Genomic DNA, 25,179 nt, shown 5'->3' with positions numbered 1-25,179 from the left:
ATTAATAGATATTTTATCGTTATTATTGTACAATATTTAAATTCATGAAAAATACGAAATGAATTTAAGAAGATTATAATTTTTTTTTAATGACAAGCAAGATTATAGGCGTCGGCAATTATATTCCGCCGGAAACAATTACAAATTTATTTTTTGACCAGCATCATTTTATTAATAAAAACGGAGAGTCATTAAAGGAAGCGAATGATATTATTGCCAGAAAGCTAAAGGAAATTACCGGCATCGAAGAAAGAAGGTACGCATCTGAACATCAGGTGACCTCGGATCTGGGACTGATAGCAGCACAGAGAGCGATAGAAAATTCTAAAATAGATCCTGAAACATTGGATTATATCATATTTGCCCACAATTTTGGGGACGTGCGATTCGGTACCGTTCAGTCGGACAGTGTTCCGAGTCTGGCTTCAAGGGTAAAGCATTTGCTAAAAATCAAAAATAACTTTTGCGTGGCTTATGATGTCCTTTTCGGATGTCCGGGCTGGATTGAAGGGGTGATACAGGCCAATGCCTTCATCAGATCAGGTATTGCAAAACGTTGCCTTGTTATTGGGGCAGAAACACTTTCCAGAGTAGTGGATATCCACGACAGAGACAGTATGATCTATGCTGACGGAGCTGGAGCGGCTATTCTTGAAATAAGTGATGATAACAGCGGAATACAGTCTCACCTATCAGCTTCTTACACTTTAAACGAGAAAGACTTTTTGTTTTTCGGAAAATCATACAACAACGAAAGCTGTCCGGATACGAAATACATCAAAATGGATGGCCGTAAGATCTACGAATTTGCGCTTGTAAATGTAGCAGATGCCATGAAAAAATGTATGGATGCCAGCGGATATTCTATAGATCAGCTTGATAAGATCATTATCCATCAGGCTAATGAAAAAATGGATGAGGCTATCGTAAAGCGTTTTTATCAGCTATACGACCTTCCGATGCCTGAAAACATTATGCCGATGGTCATCAATAAATTAGGGAACAGCAGTGTAGCTACGATTCCTTCTTTGCTTACCATGATCTTGAATGGAGAACTTCCTTCCCACGAAATAAAAGAAGGTCAGGTGGTTCTGTTTGCGTCTGTAGGTGCGGGAATGAATATCAATTCATTCGTTTATAAATTTTAAATTACAACTTATAAGAGAAAATAAATGATTGTTATAATCATATTTTGATCTCGTATATTGAAAAAAGGCTCAGATTTTTATCATCTGAGCCTTAATTATTTTACTTTATCTATGAATAGACATCTGTTGTTTTTTTGTATGTCTTTGAATTACTGAAGATCATCAGCAATCGAGTTTCTTACCACTCTATAGGGATGAATTCCCTGAAGAAACTGTGAGTCGGATTTTAATTTATAGTTCGGGCCTACAAAATAAGTTCGGGCGTCAGCGTCATTATAACCTGTATATTTTAACCAGGCTACGCTGATTCCCGCAAATTCATTCTTAGAAATCTCCATGGTCGGGCTAAAATGGGTTGCTGTAGTGGCAGTGGCTGCCCAGGCCGGAGACTGATTGAGAAGATGACTCTGATGCAGTTTCGTGTACCATGGCATCACCACAATGTCAAGCCTTCCGGTTAAAATCAGGGTGGGTGCCTTTACCGTAAAGCTTACTGCTGCGGGCCCAGGTTCAATTGGAAGGGATCCAACGACTTTCAGCGCCGGATCGATCAGTTTCAAAGCGGTATCGGGAATACTTGAGGTTAAAAGGGAAGCTCCGCCACCTGCTGAATGCCCGGCTATAATCATTCTGGACATATCAATTTTCCCGTACAATGGAGATTGGGTATCCTTGTTAAGCTTTGAAGCTTTTAAAGCGCCCAGAATATGCATTTCCGGCATTGAATTGATAAAGTCTGAAGAAACGACTACCACAAAACCATGACTTGCCCATAGCTTAAGCATTTGCGCATAATTTCCTTCATTGGAAAGTATACCTCCAACAAAATTGACAACCGGAAGTTTATCCATATTAGCGATATTGGATGGATAATATACTGATGTCATAATAGGAGATCCGTTTCCAAAAGGGAAGTTGTTGGTGCATTGAATGGTATGATCCAGCACATTAATGGATTGAAGAACATCTACAATGATGCCACCCAGGTTTCCACAGTCTCCAAGTACTGCATCTGTGCTCACGGCATAAGGGCCCATACTTCCGTATTGCTCATTGGCTTGCCCCGTAACAGGGAAGAAATTAGATTTTGATGCCATTTGACTTTCATTAGTAAGATTGTTTTCCGGAGAATTTTCTAATAGGTCATCATTGTTTTGGCAGGATACCAATGACAGCGATATTGTCAGTGCCGAAAAGATTAATTTTTTCATAAGTTTATTTTTTATGGTTTTTGTTTTTTGATTAGATATGAGTTTTAAATATCTGTATTCAAGTTATTTAATTATTTTAGTAAAATTAATATTTTTTCATTATTAAGTGATTTATTGAGGCAAAGAAAATGTTTTAGTTAATTTTACTTCTGATCCAGTTTTTTATTTTTTTTGAATACAGTTTATATTTTTTTTAGCAGTATTTATTTTAATGAATGAATAGTAGAGTTAATGTGTTTTTCAATGATTCTAAATGAAGCATTAAGGAATCAAGGATTTTGTATGAATTATTGATTATCAGTATTTTATGTTTTTATTTTGATTAGAAAAAAAGAAGTTATTTGATTATTCAATTCTGTTTTGAAAAAAACTGGCTTGTGTTAAATTTTAAAACTGGCCTAGCAAGATGAGATTAAAATATTTTTTCTTTGACAGTCAATAAATTAACTGCTTACAAGTCAATTAGATTGATTAGATAAAGATTTTAATTAAACAGCCTATAAAATGTTAAGACCTTGGAATCTGGATCTGAAAATTGATGAAAAATATTTTCAGCTTCCTGTTTATCAACAGATTGTTGAAACCCTTATAGACGCTGTACATTCCGGTAAACTGAAAAGAGGAAATGTTCTTCCAGGGACCAGAAAACTTGCAGATATGCTGCAGGTAAACAGAAATACAGTGATCGAAGCTTATAATCAATTGGAATACCAGGGTTGGGTGACCTCTAAACAGAGATCCGGGACATTTGTTTCCTTTAATCTTCCGCAACTAGAAGTAAAAGAAATCGTTACGGATCATGCCAAAAGCATTTCTGCTATTAATAAAATTGTTTTTGATCAGGGCCTTCCGGACACTAATCTGTCTCCTATGGAAGATATCATCCGGGAATATAAACTGGTCCTCAAAAAAATACAGAAACAGAAACTGCATACCTTCAGCGATCCTGCAGGATACAGGAAACTGAGATTAGTTTTATCTCAAATGCTGAATCATCAGAGAAGAATCGCAGGAGATGAAAATAATATATGCATTACAAGAGGAAGTCAGATGGCTTTGTTTATGATTTCACAATGTTTGTTGAAAAGTGGTGACTGCGTTATTGTAGAACATCCGGGATACAGGCTTGCGTGGGATGCATTTGAATATGCAGGAGCAAAGGTATTATTTGCCGAGGTGGATGCAGACGGAATTCTCGTTTCAGATATCAAAAAATATATTGAAATGGGGATGAATATAAAAGCAGTGTACGTGTCTCCGAATTCCCAGTTTCCCACAACTGCCATTTTAAGTGAATCGAGACGTAAAAACCTGATTGAATTATCAAACGCTCATGATTTTTACATTATAGAAGATGATTACTGCATTGATCTCAATTACAGCCAGAACAGGCTTTTACCCTTATGCAGTGACGGAAATGTAAGAAACTATATCTATGTAGGAACTTTCAGCAGATCGGTAAGTCCCTTTTTGAAAATCGGATACGTTGCCAGCAGTCATGCACTCATTAAAAAGTTGGTAGCACTTAGAAGAATCATTGATATTAATGGTGATTCTATTATGGAAAGAGCATTTTTCAATTTAATAAGAGATGGAATTTATACCAAGCACTTAAAGAAATCTGTCCGTCATTACAAAAACAAGCGGGATTTTCTGGATGAACTTTTGAATAAATACCTCAACGGGAAAATAAAATATACCAAACCGGAACTGGGGCTTGGCTATTGGATCACTCCTGTAAAACCCATGCGGGAAGAGTTTAACCGGTTTTTAAAAGACGAACTTGCCGCCAGAGGAATTAGATCTATTATCAGTCATGATTATTATAAAAATGAAGGTGAGGGAGTTCTTGTGAGTTTTGGTTCCGTATCCGAAAAAAATCTGGAAGAAGCCGTGAAGATGATGGCTGAGTATTTCTAAGTTTTGATTTTAAAACATTTTACAAACAAATTATATTTTAAAACGGAAGGAAGCTGATCATCAGCTTCCTTCTTCTTTGAACTATGAAAAACGCACTAAACTGATTTACTGTATAGTTTCTTCCATTTCGCAATGGTATTTCTGCTGAGCTTGAAGTGCCTGCAGAGCTGACTGTTGTTTAAATTATTGGATCGCTGATAATCTAATATTTTAATGATGGCCTCCTCATTGTAAGACCTGTGTTTTTGATTGAAAATTTCAGTTTCCCGACAGCTTGTTTTAAAGATGAGATCATTAAGTAAAAGAACATCAAGGGTGGTTAAATATCTTTTTTTCAGAATATACAGACATTCTTTATCATGCTGAAGTCCCTTTTTTATGAGTATATCCGTATATAATTTTTTATAATCCGGTATGGTTTTTTCCATCGTTTTTAAATAAGTGTTTTTTGTGTTGTAAGGAAGTGTTGGAGGTAAAAGTATCACTACAAAGAAGAGCGATATGTATCTTCCGGTTTCAAAATATTAATTGTTTAATCCTGGCTCACATTATACTTACTGATCCATTTGTAGAGTGTGGTTTTTGGAATTTTGTACTCATCTATGATCTGTTTCTTGCTTTTTTCACCGGTTTGAACCAAATCCAGAATATAATCTATGATTTCTTTGGTGTAAATATTTTTCCTGAACCGGGGAAGTGTGGTCTCCGCTGTGATCTGTTTAGTAGCAGGGGAATACAGAATAAGATGCTGAGTATACATTCTGAAAAAATCATATTCCAGTAATTTACACCATTTTAAAAGTAGATCCGAGTCTATGGATTTACTGCTGTACACTTTTCTAATGCTTGTTTCATTACATTTAAAGAAATTGCAGATCCGGGTCATGTCTATACCGGATTCCTGGACGCGTTTCTCTATTAATGAACCGATATGAATATTTTTTGACTCAAAAATCATTGATAGTATATTTTTTAATGTAAACAATACGATAGCCCAGAATTTTGCCATTCCCACAGTACAGAAACATTTTTTTTCTGATCAGCCCCCAAAAGTAGGTCGTCAATATACACTCATGCTCTATAGATTGAGGGCTTATAACGATGGGCTGATTTAAAATATGCTGTGCCTCTGAAATGGTTTTTCCTATCAGTATTTCATAACTGTTAATCTGTATCGCCAATTTCCATAATTTTTGTAATTGAAAAAATAGCAGCCTGTTGAAAGAAGATGAGATGGATTGTCCATATCATATCCATTGGCTGTTACAAAAAAAGAGAAAAAAATACCCCTCGGTATAGTCCAGTTTTTAAGTTTTGACATGACCAGTTTTCAGATATCGAAATTTAAGATCATTAAAACTGGAGTTGTATATAAAAACAAACTGGATGATGTAAAAATGTACAAAATATGTTTTTTTTGCATTAGTAATAATTCTACAACCGTTGAATAAATAATGAATTTTCTCATGATAAAGAAAAGAGCAGCAGCTGTCTTGCCGTTGACAAGATCTCTTTCCTTTCCATACAATTATTACCTGGGGATTCTTTTCGGAGAAGAACTATTATTCACAATGGAATCTATGATAAGGCAGTTTTGTTGCAATCAGAAAAACCTATTGTCATTGGTACAGGAAAATCGCCCGTTGAATCCTGGCCAGAAAATATATAATAACAGAACACAAATCATAAAAAAATATTTCGATAAGGAGCTTTATACCTGGTATAGAGCTCCTTTTAAATTTTGACACAATTATTTCGTTATGATAAAAACACTTAAAACAATCAGTGCAGCCGCTACTTTATGCGGATTTGCCTCAATGAATGCTCAGGTTGGAATCAATAATTCAACCCCAAAAGCAACGGTAGATATTACTGCCAGGACTCCTGCAGGCGTTTTGAACCCGAATCTGAAAGATGGGATATTAATTCCCAATGTGGACAGAGCCAGAGCACAGGCGATGGGGAATAACAGCAGTCCTGCCGTGCCGGAATCTACCATGATTTACGTTAATAATATCACTACAGGAACAGCAACCGGGTCAGCCCTGAATATCTCGGCTCCTGGCTATTATTACTTTGATCCTGCAGCATTGCCGTCTCCCGGTGTCTGGCAGGCTCTGAGACCGACTAATGTGGACCTTTACGGCTTTCAGGTGAAGATACCACCTCACAACCAGTATGCAGCAGATTTTAGCAACCATTCTGTGAGCACGTATGATAATGATAACTGGTGGGTTATTTCTAAAACATCAGTCAACACGACTGGCGGTCAGCCAGCCAGAATGACTATTATCTACGAGTATCAGGGTTCGGCGCTCAATATTACCAATCTGTATCCTCAGCTGACCGCCGGAAACAATTCCAGTTTTCCGGATGTATATACTGCAAACATCATAAGTATTGCCAATACCGGAGCGGGGAAAACAAGATTAACGGTTTCAGTGGTAAGAGCAGAAAGTTTAAATAACTGGCAAGGTGTGTTTTATCTCAATGCCTTATTTGCAAGAAAGATAAATTAATCCATGACGAAGGGTCTATGAATTTTAGAATGTATTAAAACCAATTCTATATGGAAAGCATCACTAAAGAATACGCAGTCTACGGTTCTTTATTTCTGGTAGATGAAGAGCATTATAAAGAGTTCTGCAGCTATTTGAAAAAAGTAACGTTTAAAAAGTCCGATTTCTTTTTAAGAGAAGGTGAGTATTGTCAGCATTTAGGATTTTTAAAATGTGGACTGATGCGAAGCTTTTATGACCGGGATATCAACGTTAATTTCCATCTGGAAAACAGCCTTATTACAGATTATGACAGTGTTTTATATGGTGTGAAATCCAAAATCAATATCAAAGCTATAGAAGATTCTGAGGTATTTCTTCTGCATAAAGATCACCTTCAAAGCCTTTATCACAAAGAGGCATACTGGCAGGAATTCGGGAGAAAAATTGCCGAAGCTGTGTATCTCCATGCTAAAAAAAGAATTGAAGGTTTACTATGTATATCTCCGGAGCAACGCTATCATCAACTGTTGCTGGAAAACCCTAAAATTCTTCAGCTGGTGGCCCAAAAGCACATCGCAGGTTATCTGGGGATTCAGCCACAATCTTTAAGCAGAATCAGGAAAAGAATACGAGGTTTTTAAATCCTTGTCAACGTTCAAAACTTTGAAAAAGATATGATGGATAGTAACATCAAGCCTCTTAACCTCCAATCCGTTTAAAAAATTATATCATCACTTAAATATTCAATTTATGAAAAAAACAGTTGTTTTTGTTTCCATGTTATTTTCAGGTATTGTATTGAGCCAGAAAATAACCCCAAATGAAGTCCCCGGAACAGTCTTCCACTTCGATTCCGAGAAATTTGAAAAACGAATAACGGACAGACGCCACAGTAAAGGAAAGATCAGTAATGAATTTATTGTTCTGCCCGTTGCCGGAAAAGACACTAAGTTCAGCCTGAAGGAAAACGGTCTCTCCGAAAACAGACTTTCAGATATCATTACTTTCGATGGGGTGAGCGAAGATGGGAAATCTTCTATGAAACTTTCAGTTTTCAATGATAAAATCAATGCTCTGGTGAAGACAGATCAGGGCTATTTCTACGTGGAACCTTACAAAACCGGGAAGAATGAACTTCGTATGTACAGTGCGTTTTCTGATTTCGGAGCAGGCGTTCAGTGTGGTGTTGATGAAGATCATATGCTCTCTAAGGAATTAAATCAAATGAAAAATTCTCTTTCTGTCACTAATTTTCCTTATGGTGGACAGATCAAGAAATTCAGAATGGCGGTTGCAGCCACAGGAGAATTTACAGCAGCTTTCAATGGAGATAAAGATGCCGCGTTAGCTGAATTGGTGAATATGGTCAATCTGATTAATAAAATATATGAATCTGAAGTTGCCATTACATTTACATTAATTTCAAAGACAACCGACAAATCGCTGATCTTCTCAAATGCCGCTACAGACCCTTTTACGGTAGATCCTAACTTCTCAAGTGCTGCCAACTCCCAGACGGGTTTTGATACCATGAAGACGGACGGGACATTGGCTTATAATCAGTACGACATTGGGCATACTTTCAATATTTTAAGTACTAATGCCATGACAGCAAATGGTCAGGCAGGTCCGCAGCCTTGTAATGATACGTCTAAAGCAAGAGCATGGAGTCAGTGGTCGTTGACGATGCCTAAAGGAATGGTTGCTAATGTAATTGTACACGAAATGGGACATCAGTTTTCAGCCGGGCATACCTATAATGCTGTAGGAGGAAGTGCGGGAAGCCCGACATTCTGTACGAGCGGATGGAGTGCTGCCGCTGCCGTGGAACCCGGAGGCGGAACAACTATCATGAGTTATGGAAACAATTGTACCTCACCAAGTGATCAGACCAATACAGGAGAATATAACCTCAATTATTTTAACGCTAAAAGCCTGGATCAGATCCTTAATAATATTCAGAATTCAGCCAATTGCTATACCACGCAGGCGGTTAATAATGTTCCTCCGGTAGCCAATGCCGGCGCAGATATTTCTATTCCTAAAAATACTCCGTTTAAATTAAAAGGAACCGGATCAGATAACGATAATACCAACCTTTCCTATACATGGGAGCAAGCCGATGTAGCCTCTGCCAATGATAAAGGAGCTTTTGGTTCAGCTATCACAGGAACGGGAGGATATAATGCATTAAACAGTACAACGGCGCCCTTGTTCCGTTCTGAACAAAGCACTTCTACGACAGAAAGGTATTTTCCGAAAATGGCGTTTGTCCTGAACAATCAGAATTCACCGGAAACAAAAGAAGCGGAAGCTCTTCCTTTAGTGGCAAGAACGATGAAGTTCCGTTTTACGGTGAGAGATAATAATGTGACCAATGGAGGTTTAGATTCAGATGAAATCAGTGTAACCGTTACTAATGACGGACCTCTTAGTGTAAGTTATCCTAATGCAACAGGAGTTTCAGTGAGTGCCAATACGGCAGTGAATGTTCAATGGACCGTGAATGGAACAGACAATATAAAGGATAAGGTTAATATTTTACTGTCTCTGGACGGGGGAGATACATTCCCGATTACCTTGGCTTCAGATGCCGTGAACAATGGAAGCAAATCTGTAACAATCCCTAACGTTCCGGCTACGGACAGAGCAAGAATAAAAGTTGTAGGCGTTATTAATCCCAATGCAGAGTTTTTTGATGTTTCGGATAACAATTTTACGGTCTCATCTACCTGTGTTGCTTATTCTACGCTTATTTCTCCGGTTTCTTCAGTATCGGCAGCATCCGGTAACGCAGCAGCAAACCTTAATATGTCTGCGCCGCCTGCAGCCGGAGTTTCTTACCTGTCAAAAACTTTTGTATACAATACGCCTTCAGTAAATAATGCAATTATTGTATATACGAATAATTCCATGACACAGGGGTCGGTAGTTTCTATAACGAATAATTATCCTACCCATACAATTAAATTCAGGGTAACCAAAACAGGAAGCTATCAGTTTCAAAATGCAGGAAATTCATTCCTGACGATGGCTATTCATTCCGGTAATCCTGGAAGTACGGGTAATTTTATAACTTCAAATGGTTATTCCACGGGTGGTGGCGGGGTATCTGCAAGCAATACTACAAAAGCGGCGGTATTAAATGCAGGAACAGATTATTATTTTATTGCATCTAATCTGAGCAATCCGGCTTCAGCTGCATCCTATACATTCAATGTAACAGGAGAAGGTTCTGTGTATAAAACGTCTGCACCTCCTGCAGGCTACAGTTATACGTTTACGGCTGTCAATAATTCTACGGGTAAAATCGCGGCAGTGAGTACAAGTGCCAACTTTACAACACTGCCTGTTGGAGCTTACATCGTAAAAGGCATCTCATATAAAACTAGCGACGTTTCCAATACATCTGTTTTTGTAGGAAAAAACATATCGGAAGTAATGACTTCCTATTGTGTGAATGAAAGCAGTAATTCAAGACCGTTAACGATAACCAGCGGTACCGTATTAGGTATCAGTGAAGCAGATCAGAAGAGTTCCGGTATTACGGCTGCACCCAACCCTGTAAAGGATATTTTAAAGGTAAAAACGGAAAAGCAGGTCACTCACTATGAGATCTATGATTTTTCCGGAAAATCTTTAAGAGGAAAGCCGAAATTTACAGAGGAAATCAGTTTCAAAGACTTTACAGCAGGGACTTATATTCTGGTATTGTATGACAACAATACAAAGGTGTATACCACAAAGATTATAAAAAAATAAACGAATTAAATTTAAAAAAAGGAGTACATTTCGTACTCCTTTTTGTTTCTTATGATAGCAATAAAAAAAATCATCACCGTAGCAGCAGTTCTTGCATCCATGGCTATGCATTCGCAGGCCAGAAGCTATATTTTCTATTTTAATGGAAAAAAACTGAAGCGGGAAGTAGCAAAACAACCTGAGAAAGTATACACAGTCACTCTATTTTCAGCTTATGGTGAAAAGCTGAATTTTAAGGTGTCTGAAAATCAGATTTCTGAACAAAAAATACCGGGAATGCTCTTTTTTAAAGGAAAAAGTGAAAACGGTTCGCGTATCATATCTTTTACTTTGCGCCATGACAAAATATCAGGATCATTTTCCGATAATGGGAAGGAGGTGTATTTTGAACCTACAAAGCGCAGGAACTATTACAAATCCTATGAAATTCAGGGCGTAAAGGCTGGTCAGGAAAATGATGAGGTAAAAGATGCTCCGATCCCAAAAACATCTGACAGGAAATAAAAATCCATTGAATATTTATGTGAAATTAAAATATCCCCGGATCCAAAAACCAGGGATAAAAAAGTTAAATCTACTATGTTATGAAAAATATAATAGCTTAGTCAAATACCATTACAAAGAAATTATTTTTCGTTCTATTGAAAATGATCCAGTTCGCTGTTTTATGAAGACCCAGTTGATAATACAACAAATGAAGGAAGAAGGGAACTGTCTATGGTAAAAATTAAAAACTGGATTGTATCTGGATATGGGAAAATATTTAATTTGTAGGTTGATTTATAAGGCAATCATTTCTAACTTCTTATAAATACCAAAAGTTGTCACATAATAATAAACGACTGAATCTATGCATTTTGATTTTATGATCATTAATATTGGCGAATTTATAAGGCTTAAAGTCATTGAACTTGAAGTGGAAATGGACACAATCTGTGCTTTCTTTCAATGCAGCGAAGAGGAAATTGAAGAAATGTATAAATCAAAGAGCATTAATATCAGTAACCTTCAAAAATGGAATAAGCTGCTGGATAATGATTTTTTCTCCAATTTATGTTTAGCTTCCTATTCTTCCTGTACTACTGACGTTCAGTCAGATCATCCTTAATTTTTCATCAACAGAATCTTAAAATCCATTTTGGCTACACGTTAGTCCAATTTGGCAACTCCGGCCTTTATTCTAATGCTGACCTTTGTCCTGTTAATTTAATACAGAACAAAATGAAAACAATTTTTATAACAGGCGCTTCTACAGGATTAGGAAAAGCGACTGCCCAATTATTTCAAAGCAGAGGATGGAACGTTATCGCTACCATGAGAAACCCTGAAGCGGCAACGGAACTTAAAGACCTTGAAAATGTAACCCTGCTTCCGCTGGATGTCACCAATCTGGAACAGATCAAGTCAACCGTGAAAAAGACAATTGAGCTGGGTAATGTGGACGTGGTTTTTAATAATGCTGGTTATGGCCTTATCGGTCCTTTGGAAGCTTTATCTGACGAACAAATATTAAAGCAGCTGGATACAAACCTTCTGGGTGTAATCCGCGTGACACAGGCATTTATTCCGCACTTCAGAGAAAAACAGAGCGGAATGTTTATTTCGACCACCTCAATAGGCGGATTGGTTGCATTTCCTTTAGGATCTACGTATCATGCTACCAAATGGGCGCTTGAAGGCTGGAGCGAAAGTTTAGCATACGAATTAAACAGATTCGGAATTGATATCAAGACCGTTTCTCCCGGCGGAATTAAAACTGATTTTGTGAGCCGTTCCTTAGATGCTGCTACAAGCCCTGCTTATGATGAAATGAGCAATTCCCTATTCTCTAAAATGGAAGGAATGATGGAAGCGGCTTCTGAACCTGTACAAATTGCTGAGGTAGTTTATGAAGCAGCTACAGATGGTAAAAAACAGTTGAGATATGTAGCCGGAGAAGATGCCAAAGCGATTTACGCACAGCGTCTTGAATTGGGAGACGAGCTTTTCAGAGAGCAGTTCGGGAAACAGTTTATCTAAAAATATAAATAGGAAGACCGTGTAAATACATCTTGTTTATACGGTTTTTACAAGCAAATATTTAATACATTTATATCATGGAAAAGAAAGACAATACCCCAATGAAAATCTCCTCCATATCGGAACTTCACGATCTGCTGAAGCTTCCCAAGCCTGTACATCCATTGGTAAGCCTTGTAGACAATACCCAAATGAGTGTGGATAAAGAAATGCTGAAAAAAAGTTTCCTAATGAATTTTTATAAGATTTCCTATAAATTTTCCGAACATGGGAAAATGGGGTATGGGCAGGGATATTATGACTTTAATGAAGGCGGAATGATGTTCACGTCGCCGGGGCAGATCCTTTCTACAGATGTGGATGCAGAATACTGCGGGTATACACTTCTGGTTCATCCGGATTTTATACGTACTTATCCTTTAGCGAAGAACATTAAGAAATTCGGGTTCTTTTCTTATGATACGAATGAAGCCCTGCATTTGTCTGATCAGGAAAAAACGGTGATCACCGGACTGCTGGACAATATCAGAAATGAATTGAATACCGCCATTGATGAGGTAAGCCAGGATGTGATTATCTCTTATATAGAGGTTCTGTTGAATTACAGCAATCGGTTTTATAAGAGACAGTTTATTACCAGAAAAGCAGTCAACAGTGATCTGCTGTCCAAAATGGATACGGTACTGGAAGACTATTTTAATAAAGAACAGACTTTAAATAACGGCATTCCCACAGTGGAATTTCTGGCTTCCGAGCTTAATCTTTCCCCTCATTATCTGAGTGATATGCTCCGGAATCTTACAGGACAGAATGCACAGCAGCATATTCATGAAAAATTGATTGAGAAAGCCAAAGAATATCTTACAGCAACCAGTTTTTCCGTATCGGAAGTAGCGTATGCGCTAGGTTTTGAGCATCCGCAGTCATTCAATAAACTGTTTAAAAAGAAAACAGACAAAACACCTCTGAGTTACAGACAGTCTTTTAATTGAGACCCAATCATACATTCAAAATAAGCCCGGCAATGAGTCGGGCTTATTTATTTTTACAACAGAACGGATGAAAGTAGTGATTTTAAAAATGATGTGAAATACCTAATTATAGGTAGAAAAAAATACTTTTTTTTCAGGATTGATAGTCTATGAACCTAAAGATACATTTGTAATAAAAAAACACTCCATATAAATCACTATCACCAAATCCTGTATAAACACATGAAAAAAATTAACTTTCTTTTAGCCATTACCGTAGGAATAATGGCCTATGCGCAGCCTACGGTAACCAGATCCGCGATAGACAGGATTAATATACCTACTACATTCAGATCAGGTGATGTGACATCTACATCCATCACTGCAGGATCAGCCGGAGCTAATGTTACATGGGATTTTTCTGCTTATACAGCGGCTAATATCGTAACATCTACCATCAGTGAATGTCCCGGGCAGACCAACTGTTCGAGGTTTTCTTCAGCAAACAGAGTGACGAAGCCGGCTTTAATTGATAATTATGATTTTAACATCATGACGGATACAGAAGCTACTATGATTGGAACTTATTTCGGGCCAAGTCTGGGTGATGGAACTATAACCTATACTGATCCCCTGATCATGTACAAGTTTCCGGTCACGTATCTGCAGCAGTTTAATGAGAATTATCAGTTCAATACGGTTTCGGCATCCATAGGAAATAGCAGTGAATCAGGACAGGAATCTTTTCTTGCAGACGGTTATGGAACCGTTATTACCCCTACCGGAACGTATACAAATGTTCTCAGGGTAAAGAGGATGAGGACTGCCACTCAGACCAAGCCGGGGCAGCCGCCTTTTTCCTATACCCATGAATCTTACCAATGGGTCAGCCAGACTTCTGGAATGGTTTTCTCCTTTGGCATCAATACCTTCACATTAAACGGAAATACCAATGTTTCGAAGGTAGTGTCTTATCTTGTCCCGGGGGCTTTATCAACCTCTGATGTCAACAAAAAGAATACAGATATTTCAATATTCCCAAACCCAAGCTCAGATACGGTTACATTACAGTCTGATGAAGATATTAAAAAAATTACCGTTACTTCTCTTGATGGAAAATCTGTTTTAAAAACCGGAAATATGAAGAATATTGATGTTTCAAAACTCCCAAAAGGAACTTATATCATTCAGGGAGAGTTGAAGAATGGAAATACAGTTTCGAAAAAAATGATAAAGAAATAGTGCAAGATTTTAGTTTTCAGCATAAAAACCATTGATCAGTCCGGAAGTACAAAAAATTGTTATAGGTTGTGGATCAGGAATGAACTTTCGCATAAGTATGTGTTCATCTCTGAATAATAAATTTTAGGTTTCATCATCAGACTTTCGGTAAGTGGTTTTTATAGGAATAAGTCTCCGGGATTTTCCGGAGGCTCTTTCCGTTTGATTTATTATTATATTAGCAAAACACAAATTGATGAACAAATGATAGTTAAATTTAAAAAAGCTGCCATTGTATTATCCTTGCAGTTTTTCATTTCCCTTATTTTATTGATGAGTACTGTGAAGGGGCAGCTGCCTCTCAATCATCAGGCATACCATGACAGCCTTTACACTTCTTTACGTACTCAGAAAAATGATAGTATGAAAGCAAGAACAGCTTTTCTGCTGGCTCATTATTGGTCTATAAAGAAAGATTTGCCAAAAGCTGAAAAATATCTGACTGAAGGAAGATCACATTTTAAAAACAATCGGTTTCTGCTGGGGCTGTATTACAAAACAATAATTACTCTATATACCTATATGGAGCCTTCTAAGAGCCAAAAAGCTCTTCACAAAACAGATTCTCTGCTCTCTGTGTTTCACACCCCAGATGCTTACGTCAATTTAGCAGGAGCCTGGTACAGTGAAGCCATAATGGCTCAAAGAAATAGCAATGAAAAAAGAGCACTTTGGGTCATTATTAATAAAGTGATTCCTCTTATTAAAAAAAGCGGTGATAAAACTGTTCTGGCGAAATACTACTCACAAGTGGGTGTTTTAATGATGAACAGGCAATTATACGAACATGCAGGGGAGTACTTTTCAAAAGTCATCAGTATGAAAGACTGCATGCCTAAGAATAATAATACATTGGTGCGTACCTATATTTATTCTGTTGAAAACCTCACGTACGCAAGGAAGTTTAAAGAGGCCGGAATCATGTTAAAAGAAGCACGTAAGATACTGGATAAAAATTCAGGGGCTTCGGATAATGGCGATTATTACTTAGCAGAAGGTCGCTATTTTGATGAAATAGGTCAATATGATAAAGCTATACATAGCTATAATAAGGGGGCAAAATACGCAAAAGCTATCAGAAGCATTGACTTAGAAAATAGCCTGCTCATAAAAAAGCATGAAATTTTATTTAAAATGAAGAAGTACGCAGATGCTGAAAAATTGCTTTTTCAAGTGCAGGGGAATGGATACACCTATAAAATAGATAATAAAAGAAGACTGTATGAAAAATTGGCCCGTGTTTCTCATGCTTTGGGGAAAAATGAAGATGCTTATAACTGGCAGAAAAAATGTAATATATTAAGCGATAGCATGTATGAAGCTCAGCTTGATAAAGATATGATAGCCATAGAAGCAAAGTTCAAGAATTCTGAGAAAGAGAATGCCATTGTAAAACTTAAAGCGGAAAAAAAAAGGAGGAGCTTAATAATAAAAATCAAAAATTAACAAGTTGGATACTGGGCTTAACAGGATCTGCACTCCTGATAGGAATTCTATTTTTGGCTTACTATTATAAAAGTGTAAAAAAACTGTCTCTTCAGGAGGAAATTAATCATAATCAGCATTTAAAAGAAATAGAACAAAAGCATCATCTCAAGCTTGTTCATGCTATGCTGGATGCAGAAGAAAGAGAACGCCAGAGGATAGGACGAGACCTTCATGACGGGCTCGGTGGTATGCTCGCAGGAATAAAAATGAATCTCTCCCAGCAATCCAAAACAGACAACCGAAATCTTGATACCGTTATTAACAGGTTGGATGAATCGGTGAAAGAACTTCGGCATATAGCAAGAAATATGATGCCTGAAAGTCTTCTGAAAATAGGATTGGAAGATGCTCTGCATGATCTTTGTGAATTATTACAAATTGAGGATACCCGTATTGAGTTTCAGCCCATAAATATAGATAAGAATTTGCCCTTAGCCATGCAGATGCATATTTATCGCATTGTACAGGAGCTGCTTAATAATGCCATACGACACGCTAAACCTTCAAATATTATTCTTCAATGCAGCCAGCATCAGAATATCGTTCATATTACAGTTGAAGATGATGGTTGTGGCTTCGATCAGGAACTGATCAGGGAAAAACCGGGGATTGGTTTCAGTAATATTAAAAACCGCGTTGAATATCTGAAGGGAAATATTGATATCGAATCGGCTAAAAACGAAGGGACATCCATTAATATTGAAATAAATGCAGATGCCGGCAGTGACCGGTCCGGGGAAGGCTGAGGTATTGATGTTTTTGCAGCCCCACCAGGCATCGAACCTGGATCTAAAGTTTAGGAAACTTCTATTCTATCCGTTGAACTATGAGGCCGTTGAAGAGAATAAAAATACTGATTAATTTAAATAAAAAAAAGACCCTGATTGCTCAAGATCTTTTAAATGAATGGAATAGCTGGCTGTTTATTCTTTTATGATTTTAAGTCTTTCAGAATTTCCGTCTTCAAAAAGTATCGTAAGGATGTAAATTCCTTTGCTGTATGCTGAGAAATCAATCTTTATATCATTAACTTTTGAATAAGGCAGCGTTTTTATTTTTCTGCCATCTATACTGTAGATTTCAATTTCTTTAATGAATTTTTCGGTCTTTAAAAAGCCCGTGTCGGAAACCGGATTCGGGTAAAACTGAAATTTCTTTACAGCATAATCAGAAACTGAAAGTTGGCTGGTATTGATTGTTTTAGTGAATGTTTCAGAACATGAATTTTTAGTGACCTTAAGAGATACGGTATACGTTCCGGAGGCTGCATAAAGATGTACCGGATTTATAACAGTAGAAGTGGTTCCGTCTCCAAAGGTCCACAAAACAGTATCATAATTCGTAGAAAGATTGGAGAAGTTAATATTCTGTCCGTTGCCACTTGTTGAAAAACCTGCACCCGGCTCTTAAAACAATCGTACCTTATGTAGCAGCGAGACCGGGACAGGGTTTGCCTATGGAAAATAATACCTTCATTAATCCTAATTATGAATGGGCATTTTACGTTGGAAATAATAAATATCTGGACACCATAGCTGGAAATGACAGACAGCGTTTTAGAAAAATGCAAAATAAATGGTGGGAAACAGGAGTGGCCTATAAAAAATTAGACAGTATAGACGGGGTAGCCAACAAATGGTTTCAACGATGGATCAGGCATCCTTCTTTTGATCATTATTGGCAAAAAATGACTCCCTATAAAAAAGATTTTGCACAAATAAAAATACCCGTTTTGGCATTTGACGGTTACTACAATGATGGGCAGAGTTCGGGTTTATATTATTTGAGAGAACTTCAAAAGTATAGTCCTCAAACACCTGCGTATTCAATTATAGGACCTTATGGGTATTTTGGAACTCAAAGTGGAGGAGAAGCTACCTTGTACCAATATAAAGTAGACCCTGTTGCGTTATTTGATATCAAGACAATTACGTATCAATGGTTTGACTATATTTTAAAAAATGGACCTAAACCCAAAGTTTTGAAAGATAGGATTAACTATCAGGTAATGGGGGCCAATGAATGGCGCAGTGCCCCATCTATTGATAAAATGAGTAATGGTTTTTTAACCTTGTATCTGACTGATAACAAGTCAGGTAATTTCTACTCTTTAAATTCACAAAAACCTGTTAAAAAAAATTATTTAGAGCAACAGGTAGATTTTGCAAACAGAGAAATAGCAAATAATGATTACTACCCGGATCCCATTATTCGCAAGGAAATAGATACCTCTAACGGATTTAATTTCATTAGTGAACCCTTGAAAGAACCACTCTTAATCAATGGTTCCTTTTTAGGGGAAATTAAAGCCAGTATCAATAAAAAAGATATGGATATCGGAGTGACATTGTATGAATTAATGCCAAATGGAGAATATTTTCATCTATCTTATTTTATTGGAAGGGCAAGTTATTCAACAGATATTACAAAAAGGAAATTACTGAAACCTAATGAAATTGAAACCATTCCGTTCTCCAATACACATTTGGTAAGTAAGCAGCTAAGTAAGGGGAGCCGACTGGTTGTATATCTAAATGTAAATAAGAACCCATTTTCTGAACTCAACTATGGAACAGGAAAAACAGTCAGTGAAGAAACCATTAAAGATGCAAAAGAACCCTTAAAAGTGAAATGGTACAACGACAGCTTTGTAAAGATTCCTGTATTAAGACATTGAGTTGACTCATTTTTTTAAATGAAGCTCCGTTAATTAGGTAGTCGGGATTTTCGGTTAGGAAATGAAACTTATGATAAATTACATTCACACAATGTAACCCGGACAAATCAAAAGCTGTAATATTGTAACTCAAATCATACTAATGAAGACTAAGTTTCAGCTTCCACCGATTCCGGCCGTATTATTATCTATTATCAGTGTGCAATGTGGCGCTGCAATTGCGAAAGGACTTTTCCCTGAAATTGGAGCAGCGGCTACTGCTACCTTACGAATTGGGTTATCTGCAATTATCTTATGGATTGCTTTCCGTCCAAACCTTTCCAAACTCAATGTGAAACAATGGAAATATGTAATACTTTACGGCTTATCGTTAGGTGCCATGAATTTAATTTTCTACATGGCTATTGAGCGGATTCCAATTGGACTGGGGGTGACTTTAGAATTTGTCGGACCGTTGGCTCTGGCAATTTTCAGCTCAAAAAAAATGACAGATTTTGTATGGATTATTTTAGCGGCCATTGGTATTGCATTAATTGCGCCGTGGTCGAGTAACGGATTAAACTTAGTTGGCGTTTTATTAGCCTTACTCGCTGGTGGTTTTTGGGCAGCCTATATTATTCTTGGGGGAAGAATATCTAAAATAATGAAAGGCGTTGATGCGGTTACCATTGGGATGCTCATTGCAACAATTTTTATATTGCCATTTGGAATTTTTGATGGACGGCTTGCTAGCCTTAATCCACAATTGATAGGTTTAGGGGCGGCACTCGCTCTGCTTTCCAGTGCCATTCCTTTTACGCTGGAAATAAATGCCCTTAAACATTTACCAGCACGAACTTTTAGTATTTTAATGAGCCTTGAGCCTGCAATGGCTTCGCTAGCCGCTTTCGTATTTTTACAGGAATATTTATCAGTGACCGAATGTATTGCCGTTGCCTGTGTGGTTGTTGCATCAGCAGGCTCTGCAATAACTTCTAAAGGTAAAGAAGCTAAGTAGAATATTATTTTAATGGCGATGTGCAGCCTCACCAGGAATCGAACCTGGATCTAAAGTTTAGGAAACTTCTATTCTATCCGTTGAACTATGAGGCCGTTGGAGAGAATAAAAATACTGATTAATTTAAATAAAAAAAAGACCCTGATTGCTCAAGATCTTTTAAATGAATGGAATAGCTGGCTGTTTATTCTTTTATGATTTTAAGCCTTTCAGAATTTCCGTCTTCAAAAAGTATCGTAAGGATGTAAATTCCTTTGCTGTATGCTGAGAAATCAATCTTTACATCATTCACATTTGAATAAGGCAGCGTTTTGATTTTTCTGCCATCTATACTGTAGATTTCAATTTCTTTAATGAATTTTTCGGTCTTTAAAAAGCCCGTGTCGGAAACCGGATTCGGGTAAAACTGAAATTTCTTTACAGCATAATCAGAAACTGAAAGTTGGCTGGTATTGATTGTTTTAGTGAATGTTTCAGAACATGAATTTTTAGTGACCTTAAGAGATACGGTATACGTTCCGGAGGCTGCATAAAGATGTACCGGATTTATAACAGTAGAAGTGGTTCCGTCTCCAAAGGTCCACAAAACAGTATCATAATTCGTAGAAAGATTGGAGAAGTTAATATTCTGCCCGTTGCCACTTGCTGAAAAACCTGCATGAAGGTGAAAGACATTGGCGTTCCATTGGGCCGGATTATTGAAGAAAGTTCCGTCTGCCAGCTGCTGGTAGTATTCAGCTTTGTCCTGTGTCATTCCGCTAAGGAAAGAAGACGGAAAGATCCTGTCCTGAAAAAGTGCAGCATATACTGTAGCGGCTACAAGATAACTGCCCTGAGGGTTAGGATGAACATCACCGTAGGAACTGTGTAATGCGAGGTCCTGTGTAGCTGTATAATGCGCTCTTGCAGATTCTCCCGCCGGAATCATTTCTGTCTGCATAAGGGTTGACATTTTTGTGATGGAATCCTTGATGATTTTCTGAGTCGCAAAATAGGCCGGATATCCATTTTGAGAACCAATGCCATTCGAAATTTCATATAAAAAGATCTTTGAGCATGGACTGTATTTTCTGATAGAATCGCGAAGTTTGCGGCCTCTTTCTGCAGTCAGGGCAACAGGAACGGAATGTCCACCGGATTCACCGGTGCCGGGCTGCATAACGACATATTTGTAGTTTTTAGAGCGGATGGTCTGGTAAAGAGTATTGTCGTTGACATGGTTCGCAAATCCAACTCCACCCACAGTATGGGAGGTGACTTCAATATTTTTCCCTTTTGAGGCAGCCAGATCTTTAAAAAGAACCGGCATATCATTAAAATAGGTCATGCTGTTGCCGATAAACAAAACCTGATCAGCCTGAGCGAAAAGGAGTGTGGAGATATTGAGCAGGACCAGAATCAGTATACTTTTAATCATAGTATTCATAAAAATTAATGTTTAAATAAGTAAAACCAAATATCCATGATCGGTTAAAAAAACAGATCCATGAAATGGTAATCATTAGTGTGAAATAGGTAGGTTTTTGAAAAGATACATATTTTCAGATCCTGGAAAGATAGGCAGGGCAGAAGCCTGCGATAGTAAGGGGTAGTTTTTCTTCATAAAAAAATATATTTAATTGATAAAATTTATATCTGAATAGAAAGTTATATAAATAGTAGTGAAATATTATTAATATTGCATCGGATTTATCTTTGTTGTAAAAATATCACATTGGCATTGTGGATGCCTCACTGTTTTAAAGATTCCCGAAATTAATTATTATTTTCTTTCCGGACCTGATTTTAAAACACGGATTACTAAAGAGTAGTACCCAAGACGTAGGTGCTACTTTGCTACGACAATGATTAATAAAAGCCTTTAAAAGAGTAAGAACACTAAAAAAACAGTATGGCTAAAAAAATACTTTCCTGTCTATTTTTCTTTTCAGTATATTGCTATTCATTGGCTCAAAAGGTTACTGAAGAAAGACTGAAAAGTATCATTTTTGATATTCAATTTTCTACGGCAGGAGACCTTGAGATTAAAAAAATAGACAGCATCATTTCCATATGTCATCAGGAAAACTACCGGGATTGCGAAGCATTTGGATATCTTAAGATCGCTAATATTTACAATAAGAACAATGATATTAAAAAAGCATTTCATTATACAGACCTTATTGAAAAGAAAAACCTCATCACTTCCGAAACTGATTTTGAAGCTGTTTTTTATTTTTATACCATCCGTTCTGTTTTGCATCAGAAGCTGGGTGAAAGAGTAGCAGCCCTTAAATTACTGGATGACATAGCAGTGCAGGTAAAAGAAAATCCCTATTACGAATATCTTCTGGACTGGCAGTATGCGGGTATTTATGTTGAAATGAAAGAAGATAAAAAAGCATTAAAAGCGTATAAAAATGCTTACCTGAAAGCAAAAGAATACAGAAAACAACCTGGTCAAAATACAGCCGAAAATAAAAACAAAATAAGTAACAGTTACAAACCTGCCGCTTATCTTGCCGGAGCCTATCAGAAACTGGGAAAGATGGATTCGGCAAAGATTTACATTGAAGAAGCGTTGCAGGATGCCCATAGCATGGATGAGATAGGGCTTCAGTACGTTGCCTCTATCTATGCTGCGGAATATTATCTGGAGGCAAAAGACTTCGAAAATGCCCAGAAAAATCTATGGATCTGCAAAAAGATAGCAGTTCATCATTATAAAAGTGAAAATTATCATGAAGGTGTCATTAAAAATCTTATCAATCTTTATGAGAAAATGGGGCAGAAGGACAGTGCTGACTATTATTCCAGACAGCTGTTGACGATACAAAATCAAAATGATGCCCAAAACAAGATTCAGAAAGATATTCTCGACAAGAAAAAGCTGGCAGAAGACGGAAGCAACACACTGGAAAGAAAAACGCTGATCTTTCTCTGTATTGGCCTTTCCATATGTGTAGCTTTTATTTTTCTGTATTTTTTTTATACTAAGAAAGAGAGACAGAAGGACTTCATTCCTATTGAAACTTCCGACGTACAGAATAACAATCTTTTTGAGCAAGTGATTATGCTGGCCAAAGAAAATAATTCCGAGTTTTTGACCCGTTTTAATGATTATTGCCCTGGGTTTTCAGAAAAGCTTGGTGAGGCTGGTCTTAAAAGTTCTGAGATCCGTTTCTGTGCATATCTGTATCTTAATTTTTCCACAAAAGACATTGCGGAATATACTTATACTTCGGTAAGGACCGTTCAGACAAAAAAATACCGTCTACGCAAAAAGCTCAATATCCCGAATGATACGGAAATCTATCTGTGGTTCCGCAATCTGGTAAAATAATTTTTTTTGGGTTTAATTTCCGAGCTTATGCAGATAAGCATTCAGGTCTTCCTCTTTGTCCAGTCCGAGTTTTTGTTTGATCCGGTATCGGCTCATTCGTACACTTTTAGGTTCTATGTGCATCAGTTGTGAAATTTGACGCGTATCCATCTTAAGATAGAGATAAGCACAGAGTTTCATATCCAGAAGTGTAAGGTTCTTTTTCGCTTTTTCATTAATGAGGTTGAAAAAATCCGGGTGAATCTGTTGTATTCTTAATTTAGCATCTTCAAAATCATTATCCAGCACAATTTCTTCCTTAACGATCTTCTGCATATTGAGGGAATTATCATCTCCAAGTTTGTCCTTTATCGTATGAAGTACGCGGTTTTTATGTTCCAGCTGCAGGGCATTGGCCATTGCTTCTTTCTGTAATTGTTGCTGCTGTGCTTCAAGCAGCTGCTGTTCTGCTTTCAGTCTTGCCTGTTCTTCTTTTTCAAGCTTGATCTGCATTTCAGATTCATGATTTTCTAATTGAAGCTGTTTTTCACGCTCCAGAGAAAGTCGCAGTTTGAAATGATAGGACCGGAACATAAAAAGCAAGCCCAATAAAGAAGCTATGGCAATGCACGCATATAAGTAGCTCTGCATTTTCCGACTTTTCTCTTTTTCTTTCAATATCCGGACTTCATTGTTTTTCTTTTCTGTTTCAAATTGAATTTCCAGTTTTTGTGCATTCAAAGCCTGTTTCTGATTGAAATTTTTATTGTTGTATTTTGTGACTTCTTCCTGAAATTCAAACGCTTTTTTGAAATCTCCCTGACGCTCATAAAAGGCAGACAAAGACTGAACGATATTAATAAGTGTATAATAATAAGGATGCTCTCCGGTTTTCATTAAATCATATGCTTCCAGCAAATAGGTTTCAGCTAAAGTATTATTTCCTTTCCGGGATGCCAATTCACTTAATATTCCCAAACTGCTCGCCGTTACTTCCTGGGTATGAGGAACGTTTTTCAGTAAATTGGCTGCGGATTGGGCATAATTAACCGCTTTGGATTCTGCTGCAGAATCACCGGCCGGATAATATTTTAAGTACATACTTGCAATATTGATACTGGTAATAGCCTGGGTGTACTTTGCGACCTGTTTGGGATATTGGGTGTACAGAACTTCAGCTTTTTTCAGATAAAATAAAACACTGTCGAGTTCCTTATTTTCTTTAGATTCGTTGTAATTATATTCATGAGCTACAGATAGCGCTGTATAACAGTTACTAAGAAGGTTGTAATCTTTTGTTTTTAAGGCATTTTCTGTGGCTTTCCGGGCATAACGGTTTACTTTTTCTATGTTGTTCCAGTCTGAGTTGGCAGCATACAGCTGATAATATAATTTGGCAGTAATCACAGGATCCGGTGATTTTTCCAATTCCTTTAATCCTAACTGACAGAATCGTATTCTCTTTTCCGGATCTTCCAGAGTTTTGTATAAAAATGCCTGCGCATAATATCCATAAGCCATCGCTACAGGATTTTTAGACTGTTGTGCCAGGATCAGTGCAGAATCGCTTGCCTGTTTTAAAGTTTTTAGCTGCTGATTATTAGCTTTTATCGTAGTGAGCAGAGTATAGGCTTTGGCAGCTTCTGTGTAGTCTTTATAATGAATGGCAATACGGGCGCTTTGTCTTGCTTTTTTTTCTGCTGAAGCATAATCCCTGCTTATTCTGTAAGCTTCTGCAAGTCGATTGAGCAGTGCCGGTTTAGATTTCTCCTGAACCTTGGGATTGTTAATGATCAGCTGAAGGCTGTCCGTATAAAGGTTTTGGGCGGGACAGCTTAAACTCATGGAGATCCATATAAATATAAAGATTCGATGTAATACAGATTTCATAGGTCTAAAATTA

21 protein-coding genes and 2 tRNA genes are annotated in these 25,179 nt (G+C 37.3%); 15 read left to right on the top strand and 8 right to left on the bottom strand.

From position 1 onward, the window contains the following. The first annotated feature begins 89 nt into the window (after window positions 1-89). Window positions 90-1,148 (top strand): 3-oxoacyl-ACP synthase III family protein, encoded by a 1,059-nt coding sequence (locus BM143_RS11950; RefSeq protein ID WP_090024689.1) that lies wholly within the window; start codon window positions 90-92, stop codon window positions 1,146-1,148. 149 nt (window positions 1,149-1,297) lie between these two features. On the opposite strand, the gene BM143_RS11945 is transcribed toward BM143_RS11950, so the two are convergent. Next, window positions 1,298-2,359, bottom strand: coding sequence for a poly(ethylene terephthalate) hydrolase family protein (locus BM143_RS11945; RefSeq protein ID WP_228430780.1), 1,062 nt, complete (start codon window positions 2,357-2,359; stop codon window positions 1,298-1,300). A 504-nt stretch (window positions 2,360-2,863) separates the two neighbouring features. On the opposite strand from BM143_RS11945, the gene pdxR reads away from it, so the two are divergent. Continuing rightward, on the top strand, window positions 2,864-4,279 hold the full coding sequence (gene pdxR, locus BM143_RS11940; protein ID WP_090024688.1) for a MocR-like pyridoxine biosynthesis transcription factor PdxR: 1,416 nt from the start codon (window positions 2,864-2,866) through the stop codon (window positions 4,277-4,279). Between the two features lie 95 nt (window positions 4,280-4,374). Here the strand turns inward: pdxR and BM143_RS11935 are convergent, their stop codons facing one another. Further along, window positions 4,375-4,707: a transposase gene (locus BM143_RS11935; protein WP_090024687.1), complete on the bottom strand. Its 333-nt coding sequence runs from the start codon at window positions 4,705-4,707 to the stop codon at window positions 4,375-4,377. Between the two features lie 104 nt (window positions 4,708-4,811). Beyond that, window positions 4,812-5,237, bottom strand: coding sequence for a helix-turn-helix domain-containing protein (locus BM143_RS11930; RefSeq protein ID WP_090024686.1), 426 nt, complete (start codon window positions 5,235-5,237; stop codon window positions 4,812-4,814). An 802-nt stretch (window positions 5,238-6,039) separates the two neighbouring features. Here BM143_RS11930 and BM143_RS11915 point away from each other — a divergent pair. The 10 genes from BM143_RS11915 to BM143_RS11870 all read left to right on the top strand — a co-directional run bounded on the left by BM143_RS11915 (window position 6,040) and on the right by BM143_RS11870 (window position 17,047). Further along, window positions 6,040-6,798, top strand: a complete 759-nt coding sequence (locus tag BM143_RS11915; RefSeq protein ID WP_090024683.1) for a hypothetical protein — start codon at window positions 6,040-6,042, stop codon at window positions 6,796-6,798. A gap of 50 nt (window positions 6,799-6,848) precedes the next feature. After that, window positions 6,849-7,421, top strand: coding sequence for a Crp/Fnr family transcriptional regulator (locus BM143_RS11910; protein ID WP_090024682.1), 573 nt, complete (start codon window positions 6,849-6,851; stop codon window positions 7,419-7,421). A gap of 109 nt (window positions 7,422-7,530) precedes the next feature. Further along, complete coding sequence (locus BM143_RS11905) at window positions 7,531-10,542, top strand: zinc-dependent metalloprotease (protein WP_090024681.1); 3,012 nt, start codon at window positions 7,531-7,533, stop codon at window positions 10,540-10,542. 51 nt (window positions 10,543-10,593) lie between these two features. Next, on the top strand, window positions 10,594-11,046 hold the full coding sequence (locus BM143_RS11900; RefSeq protein WP_090024680.1) for a hypothetical protein: 453 nt from the start codon (window positions 10,594-10,596) through the stop codon (window positions 11,044-11,046). Between the two features lie 346 nt (window positions 11,047-11,392). Further along, complete coding sequence (locus BM143_RS11895) at window positions 11,393-11,650, top strand: hypothetical protein (RefSeq protein ID WP_139222032.1); 258 nt, start codon at window positions 11,393-11,395, stop codon at window positions 11,648-11,650. Window positions 11,651-11,763: 113 nt separating this feature from the next. Then, a complete protein-coding gene (locus tag BM143_RS11890; protein WP_090024678.1) occupies window positions 11,764-12,561 on the top strand; it encodes an SDR family oxidoreductase in 798 nt (265 codons plus the stop codon). 77 nt (window positions 12,562-12,638) lie between these two features. Continuing rightward, the gene (locus tag BM143_RS11885) at window positions 12,639-13,553 is read left to right on the top strand and encodes a helix-turn-helix domain-containing protein (protein WP_090024677.1); all 915 of its coding nucleotides are present in this window, start codon (window positions 12,639-12,641) and stop codon (window positions 13,551-13,553) included. 222 nt (window positions 13,554-13,775) lie between these two features. Further along, window positions 13,776-14,774: a T9SS type A sorting domain-containing protein gene (locus BM143_RS11880; protein ID WP_090024676.1), complete on the top strand. Its 999-nt coding sequence runs from the start codon at window positions 13,776-13,778 to the stop codon at window positions 14,772-14,774. Between the two features lie 201 nt (window positions 14,775-14,975). Beyond that, on the top strand, window positions 14,976-16,259 hold the full coding sequence (locus tag BM143_RS11875; RefSeq protein WP_139222031.1) for a tetratricopeptide repeat protein: 1,284 nt from the start codon (window positions 14,976-14,978) through the stop codon (window positions 16,257-16,259). Window positions 16,260-16,312: 53 nt separating this feature from the next. Beyond that, on the top strand, window positions 16,313-17,047 hold the full coding sequence (locus tag BM143_RS11870) for a sensor histidine kinase (RefSeq protein ID WP_090024674.1): 735 nt from the start codon (window positions 16,313-16,315) through the stop codon (window positions 17,045-17,047). Between the two features lie 16 nt (window positions 17,048-17,063). On the opposite strand, the gene BM143_RS11865 is transcribed toward BM143_RS11870, so the two are convergent. Then, window positions 17,064-17,135: transfer RNA gene (locus BM143_RS11865), tRNA-Arg, on the bottom strand. Between the two features lie 89 nt (window positions 17,136-17,224). After that, window positions 17,225-17,665, bottom strand: coding sequence for a PKD domain-containing protein (locus tag BM143_RS11860; protein WP_228430816.1), 441 nt, complete (start codon window positions 17,663-17,665; stop codon window positions 17,225-17,227). Window positions 17,666-17,682: 17 nt separating this feature from the next. Between BM143_RS11860 and BM143_RS11855 the strand changes: the two genes are divergently transcribed. Together BM143_RS11855 and BM143_RS11850 are read left to right on the top strand one after the other, a co-directional pair. Continuing rightward, a complete protein-coding gene (locus BM143_RS11855) occupies window positions 17,683-18,978 on the top strand; it encodes a CocE/NonD family hydrolase C-terminal non-catalytic domain-containing protein (protein ID WP_228430778.1) in 1,296 nt (431 codons plus the stop codon). Window positions 18,979-19,120: 142 nt separating this feature from the next. After that, window positions 19,121-19,975 carry an EamA family transporter gene (locus tag BM143_RS11850; protein WP_090024673.1) on the top strand — a complete coding sequence of 285 codons (855 nt, stop codon included), beginning with the start codon at window positions 19,121-19,123 and terminating at the stop codon, window positions 19,973-19,975. A 23-nt stretch (window positions 19,976-19,998) separates the two neighbouring features. On the opposite strand, the gene BM143_RS11845 is transcribed toward BM143_RS11850, so the two are convergent. Together BM143_RS11845 and BM143_RS11840 are read right to left on the bottom strand one after the other, a co-directional pair. Next, window positions 19,999-20,070 (bottom strand) — tRNA-Arg (locus BM143_RS11845). Window positions 20,071-20,159: 89 nt separating this feature from the next. Then, window positions 20,160-21,401 carry a PKD domain-containing protein gene (locus tag BM143_RS11840; protein WP_090024672.1) on the bottom strand — a complete coding sequence of 414 codons (1,242 nt, stop codon included), beginning with the start codon at window positions 21,399-21,401 and terminating at the stop codon, window positions 20,160-20,162. 465 nt (window positions 21,402-21,866) lie between these two features. Between BM143_RS11840 and BM143_RS11835 the strand changes: the two genes are divergently transcribed. Further along, complete coding sequence (locus tag BM143_RS11835) at window positions 21,867-23,297, top strand: tetratricopeptide repeat protein (protein WP_139222030.1); 1,431 nt, start codon at window positions 21,867-21,869, stop codon at window positions 23,295-23,297. 12 nt (window positions 23,298-23,309) lie between these two features. Here the strand turns inward: BM143_RS11835 and BM143_RS11830 are convergent, their stop codons facing one another. Further along, entirely contained in the window at window positions 23,310-25,166 is a 1,857-nt protein-coding gene (locus BM143_RS11830; RefSeq protein WP_090024670.1) for a helix-turn-helix transcriptional regulator, read from the bottom strand. Window positions 25,167-25,179 lie beyond the last annotated feature (13 nt).

The sequence above is a fragment of the Chryseobacterium oleae genome, assembly GCF_900115055.1.
Taxonomy (GTDB): domain Bacteria; phylum Bacteroidota; class Bacteroidia; order Flavobacteriales; family Weeksellaceae; genus Chryseobacterium; species Chryseobacterium oleae.
Note: the sequence above shows the minus strand (reverse complement) of the source record. Positions and strands in the feature narration are given on the sequence as shown.